Source organism: Streptosporangium sp. G11 (assembly GCF_051192615.1).
Classification (GTDB): domain Bacteria; phylum Actinomycetota; class Actinomycetes; order Streptosporangiales; family Streptosporangiaceae; genus Streptosporangium.
In genome coordinates this window covers 170,839-189,414 of the sequence record NZ_JBPJUQ010000009.1, presented here as the reverse complement: position 1 = coordinate 189,414, position 18,576 = coordinate 170,839, and the positions used below count along the sequence as shown (strand labels likewise).

Here is an 18,576-nt window from a genome sequence, read left to right as displayed (position 1 = left end):
CGGGGCCAGAAGGCTGAGTGCGGGCGGATCGGCGAGGACCGATCGACGCCGGCTCTTAGGAGTTAATCCACATGCGGACGAACATACGGCGCCCCACCGAGGCGTGCAACCGATTTATTCGCCGCCGGTTCCGGGCCGCGCGCCCCCGGCGAGACCGGCGGGTTCCGCTGGGCCGAGGTGGTGAAATCTGGAGAGACCGGCCGGTACCGCCGAGGCCCGGTCTGGTCGAGGCTCGGTCTGTGAGACCCGCCGATCCCGTCGGAACTCACCCGGCGAGACCGGCCGGCCCCGTCGGGGCGGGACGCTCGGGAAGCTCGACATGAACGCGGGTGCCCTCTCCGGGAGCCGAGGTGATCCAGCAGCGGCCGCCGTGCGCGTCAGTGATCGCCTTGACGATCGACAACCCCAGCCCGGCGCCGTCGGGCAGTCGCTCCCCGCCCCGGTGAAAGCGGTCGAAGGCTCTGTCCACCTGCTCGGCGGACATCCCGGGGCCGTCGTCGGAGACCTCGATCAGCGCACCGCCGTGTGACCGCCGCGCGATCCGTACGGTGGCCGTGGTCTCCGCGGGTGTGTGCGTCCGCACGTTCGCCAGGAGGTTGACCAGGATCTGCCGGACCCTGGCCTCGTCGGCGGTGACGGTCAGCGACTCGGGGGTGTCCACGACGATCGGCGACTCCGGCTCGACGGCCGTGCAGTCCGCGCTCACGTCCCGCGCCACCGAGGCCAGATCGGTCTCGGTGAGCTGGAGCCCGGCGTTCCTGTCCAGGCGGGCGAGGTCGAGCATCTGGCTGACGAGATCACCCATCCGGGTGGCCTCGTCCTCGATCCTGCCCATGATCCTGGGCATGTCCTCGGCGCGCAGCGCCCCGGTCCGGTAGAGCTCGGCGTACCCCCGGATGGTGGACAGCGGGGTCCGCAGTTCGTGCGAGGCGTCGGCGGCGAAGCGGCGGACACGCTCCTCCGACGCCCAGCGGTCCCTGAAGGCCTCCGCGATCCGGTCGAGCAGCAGGTTCACGGCCGTGCCGATCCGCCCGACCTCCGAGGGGCCCTCGGGCATCCGTACCGACAGGTCGCCCTTCCCGGCCATGTGGTACGCCGCCCCGGCGATCCTGGCCAGCGGTGCGAGACCCTTGGTGATCAGGGCGCGGCCGGCGAGCGCCAGCACCAGGATCAGCGCGCCGCCGGTGAGCAGTTCGGCGATGACGAGCCGGCGGATCGGGGCCTCGACGGACTCCAGCGGGACGGCGACGACCACCAGCCGGTTGCCCTGCCTGGCTTCGGCCACCCGCGCGATCATGCCCTGGCCGTCCGTCGCGCCGAGCGCGAACGCCTCCCCGCTCTCGGCCTGGGCCCTCAGGCGGGCGACACCGAGCGCCTCCACCAGTTGCGGCACGGTCGCGGCGGCGGGCGCGTCCCCGTTGACGAGCCTGGCCCGGCCCGTGTTGAGGTTCATCGCGGCCACGGCGTAGGTGGACCCGGTCAGGGTCTGCGCGAGCTGGCCGCCGGGGGCGGCGACGATCCGTTTGGCGGCGGTCGCGGTGGCCGCCCGCAGCTGCCCGTCGAGCCTTTCCATGAGGTGCCCGCGCAAGACGAGGACGCTCACGATGGACAGCATCACCAGCAGGGCCGTGCTCACCGCGAGCAGGCCCGCGAGCAGCCGTGCCCTGAGCGACATCAGGTGTCCCGGGGCGGGCGTAACGCGTAACCGACTCCGCGCTGGGTGTGGATCAGCGGCGGGCCGAGCGGGTCGAGCTTGCGGCGCAGGTAGGAGATGTACGTCTCGACGACCTGTGAGGAACCCCCGTAGCCCCAGACGTGTTCCAGCAGCTGGCGCTTCGTCAGGACCAGGCCGGGATGTTCCATCAGGAAGGCGAGCAGCCGGAACTCGGTGGGGGAGAGGTCAAGCGTGACTCCGGCCCGCCGTGCCTCCCAGCGTGACTCGTCGAGCTCCAGGTCCGCGACCCTGAGCGTCCCGCCCGGGTCGTCGGAGACGGCCGTCCTGCGGAGCACCGCCCGCACGCGGGCGACGAGGGCCTCGACGGAGAAGGGCTTGGTGACGTAGTCATCGCCGCCCAGAGTGAGGCCGCGTACGGTGTCGGTGGAGGTGTCCCTGGCCGTCAGGAAGATCACCGGGGTGTGCAGGCCCGCGGTCCTGATCCTCCGGCACACCTCGAAACCATCGACGTCGGGGAGCATCACGTCGAGCACGATCAGCGCGGGAGGACCGCCCTCCACCGCGTCGAGGGCCTCCCTGCCGGTCGCCACGCCCGTCACCCCGAAGCCGTGGAAGCGCAGGGCGACCTCGACGATGTCACGGATGTTGGGGTCGTCCTCGACGACGAGGATGGTGCGCTCATTCATGGAGGCCCCATTCTTGCCTACTAACCCGTGCTTCATCCCAGTTCGTAGCTGTTAGTCCTCAATCGGAGGCCGCCGCGAAGCGGTGGAGTCCCGGCGCATCTCGGTGATCCCACCGCTTCACGGTCAGCTTCCGCCAGGCCCCCGGGGCTCCCCGGTCAGCTCCCCGGGGTGGTGGCCGGCGGGTCCAGGAGGGCGCGGTCACGCGGTACGAACACCGCGGCGGCCGTCGGGTCGGTCGAGGTGGGGACGCCGATCACGAAGACCCCGTCACCGACGACCAGCTTGGTGAGGTCGGCGCGGACGCCGAGCCTGCGGAACCTCGTGGACGTGTCGAGGTTCCAGTTCCAGACGAGGCCGTCCTTGCTCTTGACGGTCAGCTTGTTCTCGCCCTTGGCGGTGATCACACCTCGCTGCCAGGTGTAGTCGATGAACGTCGTCTTCTTGTCTCTGACGGTGGCCTGTCCGTGGACGCCGACCACCCACAGGCTGTAGTGGGAGCGCAGCCTCGGCCCGCGAAGCGTGGAGTCGGCCTTGAGCAGCTGGTCGGCGATGGCGGTCACGCCGGTCGGCACCGGGGCGGCCGTGTCGGTCGCCCAGGCGGTGGAACCCGTCAGCATGATCGACGCCGTAATGGCCGCGGCGCCGAGTGCCAGTTTCCTCTTCATGGTGATCCTTCCGGGAACGCCTCCCGACGGGGAGACGTCGATCAGGCAATCGCCCCGGGCTGTGATCTTTGGGGGAGGATCCTGGGAATTCCCTGAGAGCACTGGGAGAGCCTGAAAAAGCCGCGCGCGGTGCCGCTCCCGGAAGGCCGGGAGCGACACCGCGCGGAGGGTGTCTCGGGGGTCGCGGACTACTTGGGAACGCGGGCGACGCAGAAGACGGTCTGCCCGAACGGCGGGCGGACGAAGCGCTCGATGAGGCGGGTCAGGGGCACCACCGTACGGTCGTAGATCTTGACCAGGCGGGGGTCGGGGTAGCCGACGCCCCCGCGGCGGACGGCGGCCCACCAGGCGATGCCGCCCAGGAAGTTGATCGGCTTGAGCACGTCGATGTCCAGGCCCGCCTTGGAGACCGTGCTGCGCAGGGTGGCGGGGGTGTAGCGGGTGACATGGCCGACCTTGCGGTCGAAGTCCCCGTACAGCTGCATGTAGCCGGGCACCCAGATGATGATCCGGCCACCGGGGAGGGTGACCTTGGCGAGCGAGCGCAGGGCCTCGACGTCGTCCTCGATGTGCTCCAGGACGTTCATCATCACGACGGTGTCGACCTTCTCACCGATCGGGATCTCGGTCGGCAGGCCGAACTGGAGGACGTCGATGTCGTCGCGACCCTCGAAACGCTTCTCCAGCTGCTCCACGCAGTAGGGGTCGAAATCGCTGACCACCAGCCGGTCGAGGCGAGGCAGGAACGCCTCGGCGAAGTGGCCCAGTCCGGAGCCGATCTCCAGCATGGACCGGCCCACGTGCGGGGCGACCATGTCGAGCTCGTACTGCCGGTAGTTCTTGGCCTCGTCCCCACCCAGGTGGTTCTCCAGGGCCTCGTCACCGGCCGCGGGTTGCACTACGCGGTCATACCCAGACATGCGGTTCCGTCCAGCTCGCTTACGGAAAGGCCGGGGCGAGGCCACGGCCAGGGACAGCCAGAGTCTAGTGGCGCTTCCCTCGCGGCGGCCCCTTAAACGCTTCACGGCCGTGCCGCCTCGCCGTGACGGGCGCTCTTTCGCGGCGGGCGGCGGCCGGACCCGGCGAGCGGCGCGCCCCCGCGCCCACCCCGATTACCGGCTTCACCGAATCAGCCATAAAGCACCAGCATTTCCACGGCTCACGCCGTACGGAGGAAGTTCGACCTCGACCCGGCGGTGAGATTTGCACCGGGGGACAAGGTAAACCCCTCTGGTGAATGGCGGGCCGAGCGGTTCGTGATTTGGAAAGGGTGCGATTCCCGGTGAGTGAAAAAGGAGCGCGAATCAATGGAACAGACCCAATGGTGGCGCGGGAACCTGCCCGCGGAGACGAACGGCCTCGTCGGCAGGGAAGGCGAGGTGCGACGGCTGCTGAAGCTGCTGGCCGACACGTCGCTGGCCACGGTCACCGGTGTCGGCGGCATCGGCAAGTCACGAATCGCGGTCAGGGCCGCGCGGGAGTGCCAGGAGCACTACCCGGACGGCACCTGGCTGGTGGAACTCTCCGGCGAGCGCAACGGCGACCTGCTCGCCCACACGTTCGCGGCCGTCCTCGGCCTCCCGGAGCGGTCCGCGCGGTCGCAGGCCGGGATGCTCGTCGAATTCCTCGCGGGCAGGAGGCTGCTGCTGATCCTCGACGCCTGCGAGCACCTCCTGCCCGCCTGCCGCGACCTCGTCGCGGAGATCCTGGCGGCGGCACCCGGCGTACGGATCATCGCGACCTCCCGCCGGCCGCTCGGGCTGCCGCAGGAGGCGCTGCTCCCCGTCGGCCCCTTCGAGGCACCCGGCCCGTGGGCACCTGTCCGGTGGGCGACGGGCACGGTGTCGACGGGCCGGGTGTCGAAAGGCTTGGCGCCGGAAGGTACGGGGCCAGAAGACACGAGATCGCAAGCCCCTGGAACGGAAGGCCCGGGTGCGAAGAGCGGAAGGGCGAAGAGCGCGGGGACGGAGCGCGCGGAGGCGGGAAGGCCGAAGAGGGAGAACCACGCGTTGCGGCTCTTCCTCGACCGGGCCGCAGTCGTGGCACCCGGGCTGGAGATGACCGAGGCCGGCATGGCGGCCGCGGCCAGGATCTGCCGTCGGCTGGACGGCATACCGCTCGCCGTCGAGCTGGCCGCCGGAGGGCTGGCGTCCATGCCGGTGGAGCGGCTCGCCGATCACCTGGAGGACCGTTTGGAGGTCCCCCACGGCCGGGCGCCGGTCCCCCGCCACCGGATCGTGCGTGCCGCGGTCAGCTGGAGCCACGGGCTGTGCGACCCGCGGGAACGCCTGCTCTGGGCCAGGCTCTCTGTTTTCGCGGGAGGCTTCGACACGGCCGCCGCCGAGTGGGTGTGCGGTGACGAGCACCTGGACGACGTACCGGGCCTGCTCGCGAGCCTGGCGAAGAGGTTCCTCCTCGTCCCCGTGCCCGGCGGCTACCGCCAGCCCGCCACGGTGAGGGAGTACGGCGGGGAGCGGCTGGCCCGGCTCTGTGACGGGGCCAGGCTGGCGCAGCGGCACCGCTACCACTACCTCGATCTGGCACGCAGGGCCGAGGCCGACTGGTACGGCCCCGGGCAGGAGGAGTGGGCGGCCAGGCTCGCCTTCTCCATGACCGATCTCCGCCTCGCCCTCGACCCCGCCTCCCCGACGTCCGTCGAGCTCGCCGGAACGCTCTGGATCCTCTGGTTCTGCCTGGGCAGGCTGAACGAGGGCCGCTACCACATGGCGCGGGCGATCGAGGCGGCCCCCGTCACCGATCCCGGGCTGCCCAGGCTCCTGTGGGCCGACGGCTGCGTGGCCATCGCCCAGGGCGAGCTGGAACTCGGCCGTCGCCGGGCGGAGGCGGCGCTGTCCGCGGCCCTCGACTGGGGCGACTACGCGGCGGCCGGGCACGCCCAGCTCAGGCTGGCCAGCAGTTCCCTGTGCTCCGGAGCCCTGGAGGACGTCGAACCCTGCGTCGAGCTCGTACGCGACTACTTCCGCCGCGCCGAGACCGCCACCGTCAGCGAACCCCTCGCTCTGGTGACCGCGGCCATGGCGGTCACCTGGCGCGGCGAGTTCGACAGGGCCGTCTCCGTGCTCAAGGAGGTGCAGCGGCTCTGCGACGCGCGCGGCGAGCGCTGGGCCCGCGCCTGCGGCGACTACGTCCTGTCCATCGCCCAGCTGGGTCTCGGCCGGGTGGCCGAGGCGGCGGAGGCCGCCCGGCAGTCGCTCGACGTCAAGTGGCGCCTGCGCGACGCCACCGGCGTGGCGCTGGCGGTCGACCAGCTCGCGGTGATCGCCGCGGTCGAGGGCGACGGCCGCCGCACGGCCAGGCTCCAGGGAGCGGGGGTACGGCTGTGGGCCACCTTCGGGCTCCCGGGCTGCCGCTCGGAGGGCATGTCCGAGCCGAGGACCGTCGCCGAGCGGACGGCCAGGCAACTGCTCGGCGACGAGACCTACGACGCGGTCTTCGCCGAGGGCTACGAGGCCGACCCGGACGCGGCGGTCGCCTACGCCCTCCACTGAGGGCCCCGCACGGAACATCCCGGCAGGGGACACGATCGCGGGCGAGGGCTTCCGCAAAGGGCTCGTATGCGGTGGAATCTCTCACGACATCCGCGAAGGAGCCCCCGACGGACGACGACGAGGCGATCACCCGATCGCTGGCCGGTGACCTGGACGCCTACGAGGTGCTGGTCGCCCGCTACAGCATGCTCGCGCACCGCACCGCGGCCATGCTCGGGGCCGCCGACGAGGCCGAGGACGTGGTCCAGGAGGCGTTCGTCAAGGCGTACCGCCACCTGGCCTCCTTCCGCAGGGACGCGCACTTCCGCCCCTGGCTGCTGCGGATCGTGGCCAACGAGACGCACAATCTGACCCGTTCCCGCGGACGTCGCGACAGGCTCACCGCGCGGCTCACCGAGGCCGTTCCCGTCTCGGGTGAGGGCCCCGAGGAGGCGGCGGTCGCGACCGACCGCAGGGCGCGGCTCCTCGACGCGGTGCGTACGCTGCCCGAACGGGAACGCGAGACCGTGGTCTGCCGGTACTTCCTGCAGCTGTCGGAGGCCGAGACCGCCCAGGTGCTCGACCTTCCCGTCGGTACCGTCAAGTCGCGGACCTCCCGCGGCCTGGCCCGTCTGCGCGAGGAGGTGGCCCGTGACCTCACCTGACGACCTCGAAGCCCGGCTCCTCGCCCTCGGGGAGTCCCTCGACGTCCCGTCCCCGCCGCCCGCAGGCGTCGCGCGGGCCGTACGGGCCCGCCTCGAATCACAACTCGCCCCCGAGGAGACCCCGGCCCCCGAGAGCCCCGCACCTAAGAGCCCCACCCCCGAGAGCCCCGCTCCCGAGACCCCCGGCCCCAAGAGCCCCGCTCCCGAGACGCGCGTCCCCGAGGCGCCCGCCGTCCCGGGCGGTCCCGGAACGCTCCGGCGCGCGTGGCGGGCGTTGCGGGACGGAGGCCGGGCGCGGCGGCGGGTGGCGGTCGCCGCCGTCGCGGTCCTCGTCGCCCTGTTCCTGGGGGCGACGCCCGCGGGCAGGGCGGCGGTCGCGGAGATCCTGCGCTTCGCGGGGGTCGAGCTCAGGATCGGAGGCCCGGGGCCGCTGCCGTCGGGGGTGCCCCAGCCGCTGCCCGGCGAACGGCGGGTCACCCTGGAGCAGGCGCGGGAACAGGTGGCGTTCCCGATCTCCATCCCGGCCGCGCTCGGCGATCCCGCCGAGGTCAGGGTGAGCGACGGCGGCAGGGTGGTGTCACTGTTCTGGCCCGGTCTCAGGCTGGACGAGTACGACGGCACCCTCCAGCTCGTCTTCCGCAAGGACCTGGGCCCGCCCTGGCCGCAGGAGACCGCTGTGGGCGCCGAGAAGGCGCAGTGGATCCCGGTCCACCACGGCCTGACCTACCTGCCCAGGGGTGGCGGCGAGGCCGCGGTCCGTCCCCGCCCGGCCGGGCCCACCCTCATCTGGCAGCGGGGGCGGGTCGGCCTGCGCCTGGAGGGCGCCGGGGAACTCGGCCGCGCCCTGGAGATCGCCCGCTCGGTCCGCTGACGCGGGCACGTCGCGCGGTGCCCTGGAGATCGCCCGCTCAGTCCGCCGACGCCAGCCAGCCGTCGATGTCCTGGAGGAGCCTCTTGCGCACGTCGTCCGGGGCCGCCGACGCCCGTACCGACTGGCGGGCCAGCTCGGCCAGCTCCGGGTCGGAGAAGCCGTACACCTGCCTGGCGAGCTCGTACTGGGGCAGCAGCCTGGCGCCGAACAGCAGCGGGTCGTCGGCGCCCAGCGCGATCGGCACCCCCGCCTCGAACAGGCGCCGCAGCGGTACGTCCTCGGCGCGCTCGGCCACCCCCAGCCCGACGTTGGACGTCGGGCAGACCTCGCAGGTGATCCCCCGGGCCGCGAGGCGCTCCATGAGCCTCGGCGACTCGGCGGCCCGCACCCCGTGCCCGACCCGGTCGGCGTCCAGCACGTCGACGCACTCGGCCACGCTGGCCGCGCCCAGCAACTCCCCGCCGTGCGGCACGGCCAGCAGCCCGGCACGCTTGGCCAGCCGGAAGGCCCCGTCGAAGTCGCGGGCCCGGCCGCGCCGCTCGTCGTTGGAAAGCCCGAACCCGACCACGCCCTGGTCCATGTAGTGCGTGGCGAGGCGGGCGAGGGTCTTGGCGTCGAGAGGGTGGCGAGTGCGGTTGGCGGCCACCACGACGGCGATCCCTATCCCCGCGTGGTCCGCGGCCCTGCGCGTCGCGTCGAGCATCAGCTCCATGGCCGAGGTGAGCCCGCCGAACTTCGACGCGTACCCGGACGGGTCGATCTGGATCTCCAGCCAGCCCGACCCCTCGGCGGCCTCGTCCTCGGCGGCCTCGCGCAGCAGCCGGTAGACGTCGCTCTCCCGCTGCAGGACCGAGCGCGCGATGTCGTACAGCCGCTGGAAGCGGAACCAGCCCCGCTCGTCGGTCGCGCGCAGCTGGGGCGGCCAGTCCTCCTCGAGCGCGTCGGGAAGGTGTAATCCCTGCTCGCGGGCGAGCTCGACGAGGGTCGAGTGCCGCATGGAGCCGGTGAAGTGCAGGTGCAGGTGCGCCTTGGGCAGTTCGCTGAGGGGACGTGGCATTTCAATATGGTGCCGTACCTTCGGCGGCGCCGATCGACGGCCCCGGCGTTTTTGGTCTCAACCTGACGGTCTGTTCGCGCGTTGGGGAGGGCGAAAGGGGACCTCGCTGATGACGGAAGAAGACGAGGCGGCCTTCGACGAGTTCCTGGCCGCACGGAGTACGGCGCTGCTGCGCACCGCGATCCTGGTCTGCGGCGCGTCCCCGCACGACGCCGAGGACCTGGTGCAGAACGCCCTGGAGAAGATCTACCGGCACTGGAGCCGCGTCCGGCACGACAACCCCGAGTCCTACGCCCGCAGGATCGTGGTCAACGCCGCGATCAGCGTCTCCCGGCGGCGCAGGGTGATCCAGGAGATCACCTTCGCCCGCCCTCCCGACACCCCGGTCGACGCGCCGGACGTGGACCTGCGGGACGCGCTCCTGGCGGAACTGCGCAGGCTGCCCGCGCGGATGCGCGCGGTGCTGGTGCTGCGCTACTGGGAGGACCTGTCGGAGACCGAGACCGCCGCGCTGATGGGCTGCTCGGCGGGCACCGTGAAGAGCCAGGCCGCGCGGGGGCTGGCCAGGATCCGCGAGCGAATGGGCACGCTGGAAGGAGTGATGGGATGAGGCTGGAACAGGAGTTGTCCGAGGCCATGGGGGAGCACGTCGCGAGCGTGCGGGCCCCCTCCACGATGGGCGCGGCGATCCGCCGTCGCGCGCGCGCCCGGCGGATCCGGATCCGCACCGCGGGCGCCGCCCTGGTCACCGCCGCCGTCGCCGCGGCCGTGCCCTCGTACGTGGCGTTGAACGCGGGCTCGCAGCCCGCCGTGGGCGGGCCCGCGGCCCCGGCGGCGCGGCAGGGCTCCGACGCCAGGGCCGGGGTCGTCCCGCAAGTGAAGGTGCCGGTCGTCCTCAAGATGACGGTGGCCGAGGCCAGGGCGGTCCTGGAGGAGGCGCGGTTCGCGGTGACCGTCGAGGGCGGGGCGGGAGCGGAGGAGGGCGAGAGCCTGGTGGTCGAGCAGATTCCCGGCCCGGGGGAGAGCGCCGTCCAGGGATCCGGAGTGAGGCTGGTGGCGATCGGCGAGCTCTCGCCGTCCTCGACGGCCTCGCCCGGCGGCGGCCCCGGGGAGGTCAGCATGCCGCAGGACCTGGGTGACCTGGGTGACGGACGCGCGTTCGGCGGCGTCAGGTTCGGTTACCTGCCCGAGGGACTGGTATGGGGGAAATGGTCGGTGAAAAATGGTTTCGGCACGACCAGCTACTCCACCTCGTGGCAGCGGCCCGGCCTGCCGGAGGGGCACTACGACGTCCAGGCCGTGGTCTTCGAGGGTGACGCCGCCGCGCGGGCGGCCAAGCGGATGAAGGAGTACGGTCGGCAGGGCGCCGAGTCGATCAGGGTCGGCGGCCGGAACGCCTATCTCGCCCACATGGGCGAGGCGGGCCAGGTCGAGGAGGACGGCACGCTCACGCTCGCCTGGACGGAGCGCAAGGGTCTCGCCGTCGAGGTCATGATGAGCCCGGACTACGCGAGGGAACTCGGCGACAGGGTCGGGACCGAGATCAGGAAGGTCGCCGAAGGAGTCGCCCCCACCGGGTGAGGCCGGACGTGCCGCCCGCCGGCGGGCGGGAGAGCACGAGGGAGTGCGGGAGAGTGGAGAGCGGGGACGGCCGGAGGAGCCACCCGGGCCGCCCGTGCGGCCGGACCCCCGCTTATCCCTCCCGGTGTTTCACATGGCTTTTCGCAATTAGTCGCTTATAGGTTTTAAGGTGTTATTTCGGGCGGGTGTCGCCGGGTTCAGGGCGCACCCGCCCATATCCCATCCCCCGTTATATCGAGGAAATTTAGGAAACGGGCTTTCAGGGGACCATGCCTCCGTGCGACCGTGGAGGCACACGTTGTCAGGACGCTGGGGCTGCCATGGAAGCAGACGTCTTCGTCGGCAGGGAAACGGAACTCGCCGACGTATCCGCGCTGCTCGAAAGGGTCCGGCACGTCACGCTGACCGGCCCCGCGGGGGTCGGGAAGACCTGTCTCGCCCTGCGGCTGGCCCGCACCCTCGAACCCGCCTTCCCCGGCGGCGTCCACATCGTGGAGCTGTCGGAGGCGCCCGGCGATCTCGACTCCCTGGCCGTGACGCTCGCCGACGCGATCGGCGCCCGCTCCCGGCCCGGCGTCCCCGCGCTGCGGGTTCTGATCGACGAGTTCCTCACGCGCCGGACCCTGCTCGTCCTCGACACCTGCGACCGCGTCGTCGGCGCCGCGGGCATCCTGGTCGGCCTGCTGCTGCGCTCGGTCGAGGGCCTGCGCGTCCTGACCACCAGCAGGCAGCGGCTGGGCCTGCCCGGCGAGCACCTCTACCCGGTCGGCGGCCTCCCCGACGCCGACGCCGTCCACCTGATCACCGCCCTCGCCGGCGACAGGCTCGGCGGCACCGACCCGGCCGAGCTCTGCAGGCGCCTCGACAACCTGCCGCTGGCGATCCGGCTCGCCGTGGCCGACGGCGCCCCCGGCGGCCCCGGCACCCTCGACGGGCTCGCCGCCGCCCTCGACGGCCGGTTGATCTCCACCGCCGGGCTCGCCGCCTTCGACGGCCACGTGACCTCCCCGGACGAGCTCGTCGCGGCCCTCGAAGGCCGTACGATCCCCGCGGCCGAGCGCGAGATCCACGCCGAGAGGGCGGGCGCCGCCCCGCGCGGGCGGGCCGCCGTTCCCCGGCGGCACAGCTCCATGCGCGTCGCCCTCGGCTGGAGCCACGAACTCTGCACCCCGCAGGAGCGCCTCCTGTGGGCGCGGGCCTCGGTCTTCGCCGGCACCTTCGACATCGAGGCCGCCGAGGAGGTCTGCGCCGGTGGCGCCCTCGCGGTCAAGGACGTCCTCGACGGGCTGCTCGGCCTGCTCGACAAGTCCGTCCTCGTCCGCGAGGAAGGAGAGGGCGGGGTCCGCTACCGCCTGCTCAACACCGTCCGTGAGTTCGGCGTGGTCTGGCTCGACCGGCTCGGCGAGACCGACGAGATCCAGCGCCGCCACCGCGACCACTTCCTCGCCCTGTCCGCCCGCGCCGAGATGAGCTGGCAGGGCCGCCAGCTCGAGTGGTACCGCAGGCTGGTCCTCGAATGCGGCAACATGCGCGGCGCCATCGAATACTGCTACTCCCGGCCGCCGGAACACCGCAAGGGCCTCGACCTGGTCGGCAACCTGTGGTTCCTGTGGGCCTGCTGCGGCATGCAGGCACCCGGCGACGACCTCCTCCAGCGCGGCCTCGATCTCGACCACACCCCCAGCCCCGAGCGGGTCAAGGCCCTGTGGGTGCACGCCTGGGTCTCGATCCAGCGCGGCGACCTCGAACGCGCCGAGCGCATCCTCACCGAATGCGCCGCCGAGGACGCCGACGGCTACGCGACCGCCTACGTCAGCCAGTTCCAGGCTCACCTGGCCGTCGTCAGGGGCGACGTGGTCGAGGCCCTGCGGCTCATCAAGCACGCCCGGGTGCGCCACCGCTCCACCGGCAACGTCTTCCCCGGCTTCCTGCCCACCTACACCGTGGTCGCCACCGCCATGATGCTCGCCGACCACCACGACCAGGCCGTCTCCGTCCTGCGCGAGGGACGCGAGCTCTGCGAGTCCTGCGGCGACTACTGGACCCTCATCCGTCTCGACCTCCTCCTGGCCCAGGCCGAGCACTCCCTCGGCAACACCGCCTCCGCCGTCGAGTCCGCCTGCGGCTCCCTGCGCGGGGCCCGCCTGTTCGGCGACAGCATCTCCCTCATGGAGGCGCTGGAGGTGTTCGTCGTGATCGCCGAGGCGTGCGCCGACGACACCTTCGCCGCCACCATGTTCGGCGCGTCCCGTGCCGCGTGGAAGAGCGCCGGCGTCCCGCCCAGCCGCTCACCCATAATCGCGACACAGCTCCGCGGTGCCGAGCTGAGACTGCGCGGGCGCATGGGCAGGGCCGAGTTCGACCGGCTGGAGGCGCGGGGAGGTTCGATCAGCCTGCGCGACGCCGTGGAACACGCACTCCAGGGAGACCTTTCTTGACGCGCTGCGGCAACCTGCCGGCGGAGATGAACAGTTTCGTCGGCCGCACCACCGAGCTTGACGAGATCGCGAAACTCCTCACCCGGACGCGCCTGCTCACCCTGCGCGGCCCCGGGGGCGTCGGCAAGACGCGCCTGGCCCTGCGGGCCGCGCGGAACGTCCGCGACGACTACCCCGACGGCGTCTGGGTGGCCGAGCTCTCCGCGGAGACCAACGGCGGCCTGCTCATCCACGGGGTCGCCGGAGTGTTCGGCCTGCACACCCAGGCCGAACGCCCCGCCCTGGAGTCCCTCGTCGAGCATCTCGCCGACCGGCGGCTTCTCATCGTCCTCGACACCTGCGAGCACCTGGTCGACGCCTGCGCCGCCATGGTCGTGGCCGTGCTGACCGGCGCGCCCGACGTCCAGATCATCGTGACCAGCCGCCAGGAGCTCGGCCTGCCGCTGGAGGTCGTCATGGTCGTCGACCCCTTCCCCGTCCCCCCGCCCGAGGTCGCCGACCTCGCGGAGCACGACGCGCCGAGCCTCTTCCTCGATCGCGCCAGGGCCGTGGCCCCCGGGCTGCGTACGGACGGGCGGGCCATGATGGCCGTCGCCAGGCTCTGCCGCAGGCTCGACGGCATGCCCCTCGCCATCGAGCTGGCCGCCAGCCAGATGCGCGGCCTGTCGGCGACCCAGCTGGCCGACCAGCTCGACGTCCACTTCAAGCTGCTGGCCGACGGCGAGGGGCTTCCCGTCCGCCACCACACGCTCCGCACCGCCGCCGGCTGGAGCCACGAGCTGTGCACACCCGCGGAACGCCTGCTCTGGGCCCGCCTGTCGGTCTTCCCCGCCGCCTTCGACACGGAGGCGGCGCGCGGGGTGTGCGAGGACGAGCGCCTGCCCGGCGTCCCCGGCGTCCTCGCCGCGCTCGCGGCCAAATCCGTCGTCGCCAGGGTGGGAGATCAGTACCGCCTGCTCGACACCATCAGGGACTACGGGCGGGACTGGCTCGACGAGCTGGGTGAGAGCGACCTGATGATCCGCAGGCACCGCGACCACTACCTGTCCACCGCCCGGCGCATGGGCGCCGAATGGTGTGGCCCGTGCCAGCTCGAATGGGCCTGCTGGGCGCACAGGGAGGTGCCCAACATCCGCGCGGCCCTCGATCGCTGCCTCGCCACGGGCGACCACCGCGGCGCCCTGGAGCTGGCCGGAGCGCTGTGGGTGCTCTGGTGCCATCTGGGGCTCGTCCGCGAGGGCCGCCACTATCTCGACCGCGCCCTGGCCGCCGCCCCGGCCCCCGACCGGGCCAGGTCCAGGCCGCTCTGGGCCGCCGCCCATCTCGCGCTCATCCAGGGAGACATGTCCCTGGCGCGCGGCCGGGCCGAGGAGGCCGTCGAGAGCGCCCAGCGGTACGGCGACGACGACGCCGAGGCGCATGCCCTCCTCGCTCTCGCCGAAGCCCGTCTGTTCACCGGCGACCTGGACCTGGAGGGCGCGCGGGCGTACGCGCTGCGCGTGGCCGCCGGGCTGAGCCCCACCTCGTCCGGGGCTTTCTTTCTGCCCTGCCTCCTCGCCATGGCCGCCACGTTCGGCGGCGACTTCGACGAGGCGGTGAGAATCCTGCGTGAGGCCCGCCCGCACCACGAGGAGCGGGGGGAGCTGTCACAGCGCGCCATGAACGACTACGTCCTCTCCCTGGCCCTTTTCGGCCGGGGGGACATCGCGGAGGCCTCCGCCGCGGCCAGGGCGGCGCTGGAGGTCAAACGGAGGCTGCGCGACACGGTCGGCTGCGTCCTGGCCATCGACCAGCTCGCCAGGATCGCCGCCGCCGAGGGCGACGGCCATCGCGCCGCCTGGCTCCTGGGCGCCGCGCAGCGCATCTGGACCACCTTCGGGTCGCCCACCCCCGAGGCCGACACCCTGGCCGCGCTCCGCGAGGCCGCCGCGGCCTGCGCCGCGGAACTGATCGGCGAGACCGCCTACGCGCGGGCCTTCAACGAGGGCTCGGCCTCCCACTTCGAGGGCGCCGTGACCTACGCCCTGCGCGACTGAGCCCCGGCCGGCGCGCGCGAAGGCCGCGCCCGACCGGCCGGAGCGTCGTGCTCAGCCTGCCTGGCCGAGGAACTTGGCGAGGCGGCTCACGCCCTCGGCGAGATCGTCGTCGCCCAGCGCGTAGGACAGGCGGAAGTAACCCGGGGTGCCGAAGGCCTCGCCGGGGACGACCGCCACCTCGGCCTCCTCCAGGATGATCTCGGCCAGCTCGGCGGAGGTCGCCGGGCGCCTGCCGCCGAACTCCTTGCCCAGCAGGGCCTTGACCGACGGGTAGGCGTAGAACGCGCCCAGCGGCTCGGGGCAGAGCACGCCCGGGATCTCGTTGAGCATCCGGACCATGGTCCGGCGACGCCGGTCGAAGGCGTTACGCATCTCCGCCACGGCCGACAGATCGCCGGTGACGGCGGCCAGCGCGGCGGCCTGGGCGACGTTGGAGACGTTGGAGGTGGCGTGCGACTGCAGGTTGGCCGCGGCCTTGACGACGTCCTTGGGGCCGATCAGCCAGCCCACGCGCCAGCCGGTCATCGCGTACGTCTTGGCGACGCCGTTCAGGATCACGACCTTGTCGCCCAGCTCGGGGACCACGGTGGCGATGCTCGCGAACTTCGCGTCGCCGTACGTGAGGTGCTCGTAGATCTCGTCCGTGACGACCCACAGGTCGTGCTCGACGGCCCAGCGGCCGATCTCCGCGACCTGCTCGGGGGTGTACACCGCGCCGGTGGGGTTGGACGGGGAGACGAAGAGCAGGACCTTGGTGCGGTCGGTGCGGGCCGCCTCCAGCTGCTCCACGCTCGCCAGGTAGCCGGTGGTCTCGTCGGTCACCACGTCGACCTGGACGCCGCCGGCGAGCTTGATCGCCTCGGGGTAGGTCGTCCAGTACGGGGCGACGACCAGGACCTCGTCGCCCGGGTCGAGCAGCGTGGCGAACGCCTGGTAGACGGCCTGCTTGCCGCCGTTGGTGATCAGGACCTGGGCCGCGTCCACCCGGTAGCCGGAGTCGCGGAGCGTCTTGTCGGCGACGGCCTGCCTCAGCTCGGGAAGGCCGCCCGCCGGGGTGTACTTGTGGAACCTGGGGTTCCCGCACGCCTCGACGGCCGCTTCGACGATGTAGCCGGGAGTCGCGAAGTCCGGCTCACCGGCGCCGAAGCCGATGACCGGGCGGCCCGCAGCCTTCATCGCCTTGGCCTTGGCGTCCACGGCGAGCGTGGCGGACTCGGAGATCGCGGAGATGCGCGCTGAGATGCGAGGACGGGTCATACCTCCATGGTTACAGACCTGTGCCGATGTTTCCGCCGCGTATCCACCATGCGGACGCGCCGCCCCACAAGCCCCGTGAGCACGGGGAAAAGGCCCTGAGCTGGGCGATCGTCCGCCGGTTCGACGTGATGGCCATTCACACGTAGACTCCGGCATGTTCTTTCCGCCGCATGCGTGAACCGGCGGTCAAGACCGTGAGCCACGGACAAACTTCGGTCCAACCGATGTATGGTGGTTCATGTCTTAGGGCACTAGCGCAATTGGTAGCGCACCGGTCTCCAAAACCGGCGGTTGGGGGTTCGAGTCCCTCGTGCCCTGCTAGGAGCGGTCCGCGCATCAGGCGTCCAGCGCGCCGCTTATGTGCGTTGGACTCGATGGATTCAGGTGAGGACTGTGGCGATCGACACGCGCGGCGAAACCGCAGACAAGCCGAGCGGTGAGAAGAAGACTAAGCGCACTTCTCCCGCCCTTTTCTACCGACAGGTAGTCGCAGAGCTGCGTAAGGTCATCTGGCCTACGCGTAAAGACCTCATTTCGTACACCATCATCGTCCTGGTCTTCGTTCTGATCATGGTCGGGATCGTGTCGGCTTTGGACGCGCTGTTCACCGAGGGCGTGCTGAGAATCTTCGGCGGAGCCTGAGCCGCGGTCTCCAGCGGGCGATCCAGCTCCGCGGACGAGTCCATCAGCCATCGACGAAAAGAGAAAGAGCACCGTGTCCGAGTCTGCACAGTCGGCCGGCGAGCCCCGCGAAGAGCGCGAGGACGAGCTGGAGAAGGCCGTCGACGTCACCGAGGATTCGCTTGACGAGTCCGACGGGCAGGATGTCGACGCCGAGACCGACGCCGACGCCGAAACCGAGGCCGAGCAGGCCCCGACCGGCGCCGTCGACGAGGACGGTGACGTCCTTCCCGACGTCGACCCGGTCGAGGAGTTCAAGCGGCACCTGCGGAGCCTGTTCGGCGAGTGGTACGTCATCCACTCCTACGCGGGTTACGAGAACCGCGTGAAGTCGAACATCGAGACCCGTACGCAGTCCCTCAACATGGAGGACTACATCTTCCAGGTCGAGGTGCCCACCCACCACGTGACCGAGATCAAGAGCGGCAAGCGCCAGCTGGTCAAGGAGCGGGTGCTGCCCGGCTACGTGCTGGTCCGGATGGAGCTCACCGACGAGTCCTGGTCCGCGGTGCGTAACACGCCCGGTGTGACCGGTTTCGTCGGCCTTTCCAACAAGCCGAGCCCGCTGAGCCTCGAAGAGGTCGCCAAGCTGCTCGCGCCGGAGCCCTCGGAAGAGGTCAAGAAGTCCACCGCGAAGGCCTCCGCCGCCACGGTCGATTTCGAGGTCGGCGAGTCCGTCACCGTCATGGACGGCCCGTTCGCCACGCTGCCCGCCACGGTCAGCGAGATCAGCGCCGAGTCGCAGAAGCTCAAGGTGCTCGTGTCGATCTTCGGTCGAGAGACCCCGGTCGAGCTCTCGTTCAACCAGGTCTCGAAAATCTAAACCGGTCGCGTAGACTTCATCAGTCTGCCCCGCGGTCGCGGGGATGGTTCCAAATTCGCGGCGTTGGTCAATGTCCAACTGCTGTGGGCCCCGCGGTCGCGGGGATCTGGAACATCGTTCAGAGAAGCAAGGACCCGGAGAGAAGCATGCCTCCTAAGAAGAAGTTTGCCGCGCTGGTCAAGGTCCAGTTGCCCGCCGGCCAGGCCACCCCCGCGCCGCCGGTCGGTACCGCCCTCGGTCCGCACGGCGTCAACATCATGGAATTCGTGAAGCAGTACAACGCTGCCACCGAGGCCCAGCGCGGCAACATCATCCCCGTAGAGATCACCATCTACGAGGACCGCACCTTCACCTTCGTCACGAAGACGCCCCCGGCGCCTGAGCTGATCAAGAAGGCCGCCGGTGTCGCCAAGGGTTCGGCCGTCCCGCAGAAGGACAAGGTGGGCAAGCTCACCAAGGAGCAGCTGCGCCAGATCGCCGAGACCAAGATGCAGGACCTCAACGCCAACGACGTCGCGGCGGCCGAGAAGATCATCGCCGGCACCGCCCGGTCGATGGGCATCACGATCGTCGACTAGCCGAAACGGCGACCCGGCCCTGCGGGCACGAGCGCGGGACATGATCCGCGTGACCGCCGAGGGGCCGACAGCGGG

The 18,576-nt window shown here is 71.4% G+C and carries 16 protein-coding genes and 1 tRNA gene; 11 read left to right on the top strand and 6 right to left on the bottom strand.

Annotated elements, in window-relative coordinates; genetic code table 11:
- Nucleotides 1-265 precede the first annotated feature (265 nt).
- The 4 genes from ACSDR0_RS12450 to ACSDR0_RS12435 all read right to left on the bottom strand — a co-directional run bounded on the left by ACSDR0_RS12450 (nucleotide 266) and on the right by ACSDR0_RS12435 (nucleotide 3,925).
- Nucleotides 266-1,675 carry a sensor histidine kinase gene (locus ACSDR0_RS12450; protein ID WP_435288919.1) on the bottom strand — a complete coding sequence of 470 codons (1,410 nt, stop codon included), beginning with the start codon at nucleotides 1,673-1,675 and terminating at the stop codon, nucleotides 266-268.
- On the bottom strand, nucleotides 1,675-2,361 hold the full coding sequence (locus ACSDR0_RS12445) for a response regulator transcription factor (protein WP_435288918.1): 687 nt from the start codon (nucleotides 2,359-2,361) through the stop codon (nucleotides 1,675-1,677). The genes ACSDR0_RS12450 and ACSDR0_RS12445 overlap by 1 nt, the downstream gene beginning before the upstream one ends.
- Before the next feature lie 155 nt (nucleotides 2,362-2,516).
- Nucleotides 2,517-3,026, bottom strand: coding sequence for a hypothetical protein (locus tag ACSDR0_RS12440; RefSeq protein WP_435288917.1), 510 nt, complete (start codon nucleotides 3,024-3,026; stop codon nucleotides 2,517-2,519).
- Nucleotides 3,027-3,214: 188 nt separating this feature from the next.
- Entirely contained in the window at nucleotides 3,215-3,925 is a 711-nt protein-coding gene (locus tag ACSDR0_RS12435; protein ID WP_435288916.1) for a class I SAM-dependent methyltransferase, read from the bottom strand.
- Between the two features lie 408 nt (nucleotides 3,926-4,333).
- Here ACSDR0_RS12435 and ACSDR0_RS12430 point away from each other — a divergent pair, with 408 nt between their 5' ends.
- The 3 genes from ACSDR0_RS12430 (at nucleotide 4,334) to ACSDR0_RS12420 (ending at nucleotide 8,050) form a co-directional block, all read left to right on the top strand.
- The gene (locus tag ACSDR0_RS12430; protein WP_435288915.1) at nucleotides 4,334-6,535 is read left to right on the top strand and encodes an ATP-binding protein; all 2,202 of its coding nucleotides are present in this window, start codon (nucleotides 4,334-4,336) and stop codon (nucleotides 6,533-6,535) included.
- A gap of 71 nt (nucleotides 6,536-6,606) precedes the next feature.
- On the top strand, nucleotides 6,607-7,179 hold the full coding sequence (locus ACSDR0_RS12425; RefSeq protein ID WP_435288914.1) for an RNA polymerase sigma factor: 573 nt from the start codon (nucleotides 6,607-6,609) through the stop codon (nucleotides 7,177-7,179).
- Nucleotides 7,166-8,050 (top strand): hypothetical protein, encoded by an 885-nt coding sequence (locus tag ACSDR0_RS12420; RefSeq protein WP_435288913.1) that lies wholly within the window; start codon nucleotides 7,166-7,168, stop codon nucleotides 8,048-8,050. The genes ACSDR0_RS12425 and ACSDR0_RS12420 overlap by 14 nt, the downstream gene beginning before the upstream one ends.
- Nucleotides 8,051-8,087: 37 nt before the next feature.
- Here the strand turns inward: ACSDR0_RS12420 and ACSDR0_RS12415 are convergent, their stop codons facing one another.
- Nucleotides 8,088-9,107, bottom strand: a complete 1,020-nt coding sequence (locus ACSDR0_RS12415) for an adenosine deaminase (RefSeq protein WP_435288912.1) — start codon at nucleotides 9,105-9,107, stop codon at nucleotides 8,088-8,090.
- A 109-nt stretch (nucleotides 9,108-9,216) separates the two neighbouring features.
- Between ACSDR0_RS12415 and ACSDR0_RS12410 the strand changes: the two genes are divergently transcribed.
- The 4 genes from ACSDR0_RS12410 to ACSDR0_RS12395 all read left to right on the top strand — a co-directional run bounded on the left by ACSDR0_RS12410 (nucleotide 9,217) and on the right by ACSDR0_RS12395 (nucleotide 15,162).
- Nucleotides 9,217-9,717, top strand: a complete 501-nt coding sequence (locus tag ACSDR0_RS12410; RefSeq protein WP_435288911.1) for a SigE family RNA polymerase sigma factor — start codon at nucleotides 9,217-9,219, stop codon at nucleotides 9,715-9,717.
- Complete coding sequence (locus tag ACSDR0_RS12405) at nucleotides 9,714-10,688, top strand: PASTA domain-containing protein (RefSeq protein ID WP_435288910.1); 975 nt, start codon at nucleotides 9,714-9,716, stop codon at nucleotides 10,686-10,688. Before ACSDR0_RS12410 ends, ACSDR0_RS12405 begins: the two co-directional genes overlap by 4 nt.
- 320 nt (nucleotides 10,689-11,008) lie before the next feature.
- Nucleotides 11,009-13,126 (top strand): ATP-binding protein, encoded by a 2,118-nt coding sequence (locus ACSDR0_RS12400; RefSeq protein WP_435288909.1) that lies wholly within the window; start codon nucleotides 11,009-11,011, stop codon nucleotides 13,124-13,126.
- Between the two features lie 26 nt (nucleotides 13,127-13,152).
- A complete protein-coding gene (locus ACSDR0_RS12395) occupies nucleotides 13,153-15,162 on the top strand; it encodes an ATP-binding protein (protein ID WP_435288908.1) in 2,010 nt (669 codons plus the stop codon).
- A gap of 51 nt (nucleotides 15,163-15,213) precedes the next feature.
- On the opposite strand, the gene ACSDR0_RS12390 is transcribed toward ACSDR0_RS12395, so the two are convergent.
- Complete coding sequence (locus tag ACSDR0_RS12390) at nucleotides 15,214-16,419, bottom strand: pyridoxal phosphate-dependent aminotransferase (protein WP_435288907.1); 1,206 nt, start codon at nucleotides 16,417-16,419, stop codon at nucleotides 15,214-15,216.
- A 245-nt stretch (nucleotides 16,420-16,664) separates the two neighbouring features.
- On the opposite strand from ACSDR0_RS12390, the gene ACSDR0_RS12385 reads away from it, so the two are divergent.
- From ACSDR0_RS12385 to rplK, 4 genes are all read left to right on the top strand, one after another.
- Nucleotides 16,665-16,737 (top strand) — tRNA-Trp (locus tag ACSDR0_RS12385).
- A gap of 75 nt (nucleotides 16,738-16,812) precedes the next feature.
- Nucleotides 16,813-17,061 (top strand): preprotein translocase subunit SecE, encoded by a 249-nt coding sequence (gene secE, locus ACSDR0_RS12380; RefSeq protein ID WP_329089906.1) that lies wholly within the window; start codon nucleotides 16,813-16,815, stop codon nucleotides 17,059-17,061.
- 73 nt (nucleotides 17,062-17,134) lie between these two features.
- On the top strand, nucleotides 17,135-17,923 hold the full coding sequence (gene nusG, locus ACSDR0_RS12375; RefSeq protein ID WP_435288906.1) for a transcription termination/antitermination protein NusG: 789 nt from the start codon (nucleotides 17,135-17,137) through the stop codon (nucleotides 17,921-17,923).
- 146 nt (nucleotides 17,924-18,069) lie between these two features.
- Nucleotides 18,070-18,501 (top strand): 50S ribosomal protein L11, encoded by a 432-nt coding sequence (gene rplK, locus ACSDR0_RS12370; RefSeq protein WP_329089910.1) that lies wholly within the window; start codon nucleotides 18,070-18,072, stop codon nucleotides 18,499-18,501.
- Nucleotides 18,502-18,576: the final 75 nt, after the last annotated feature.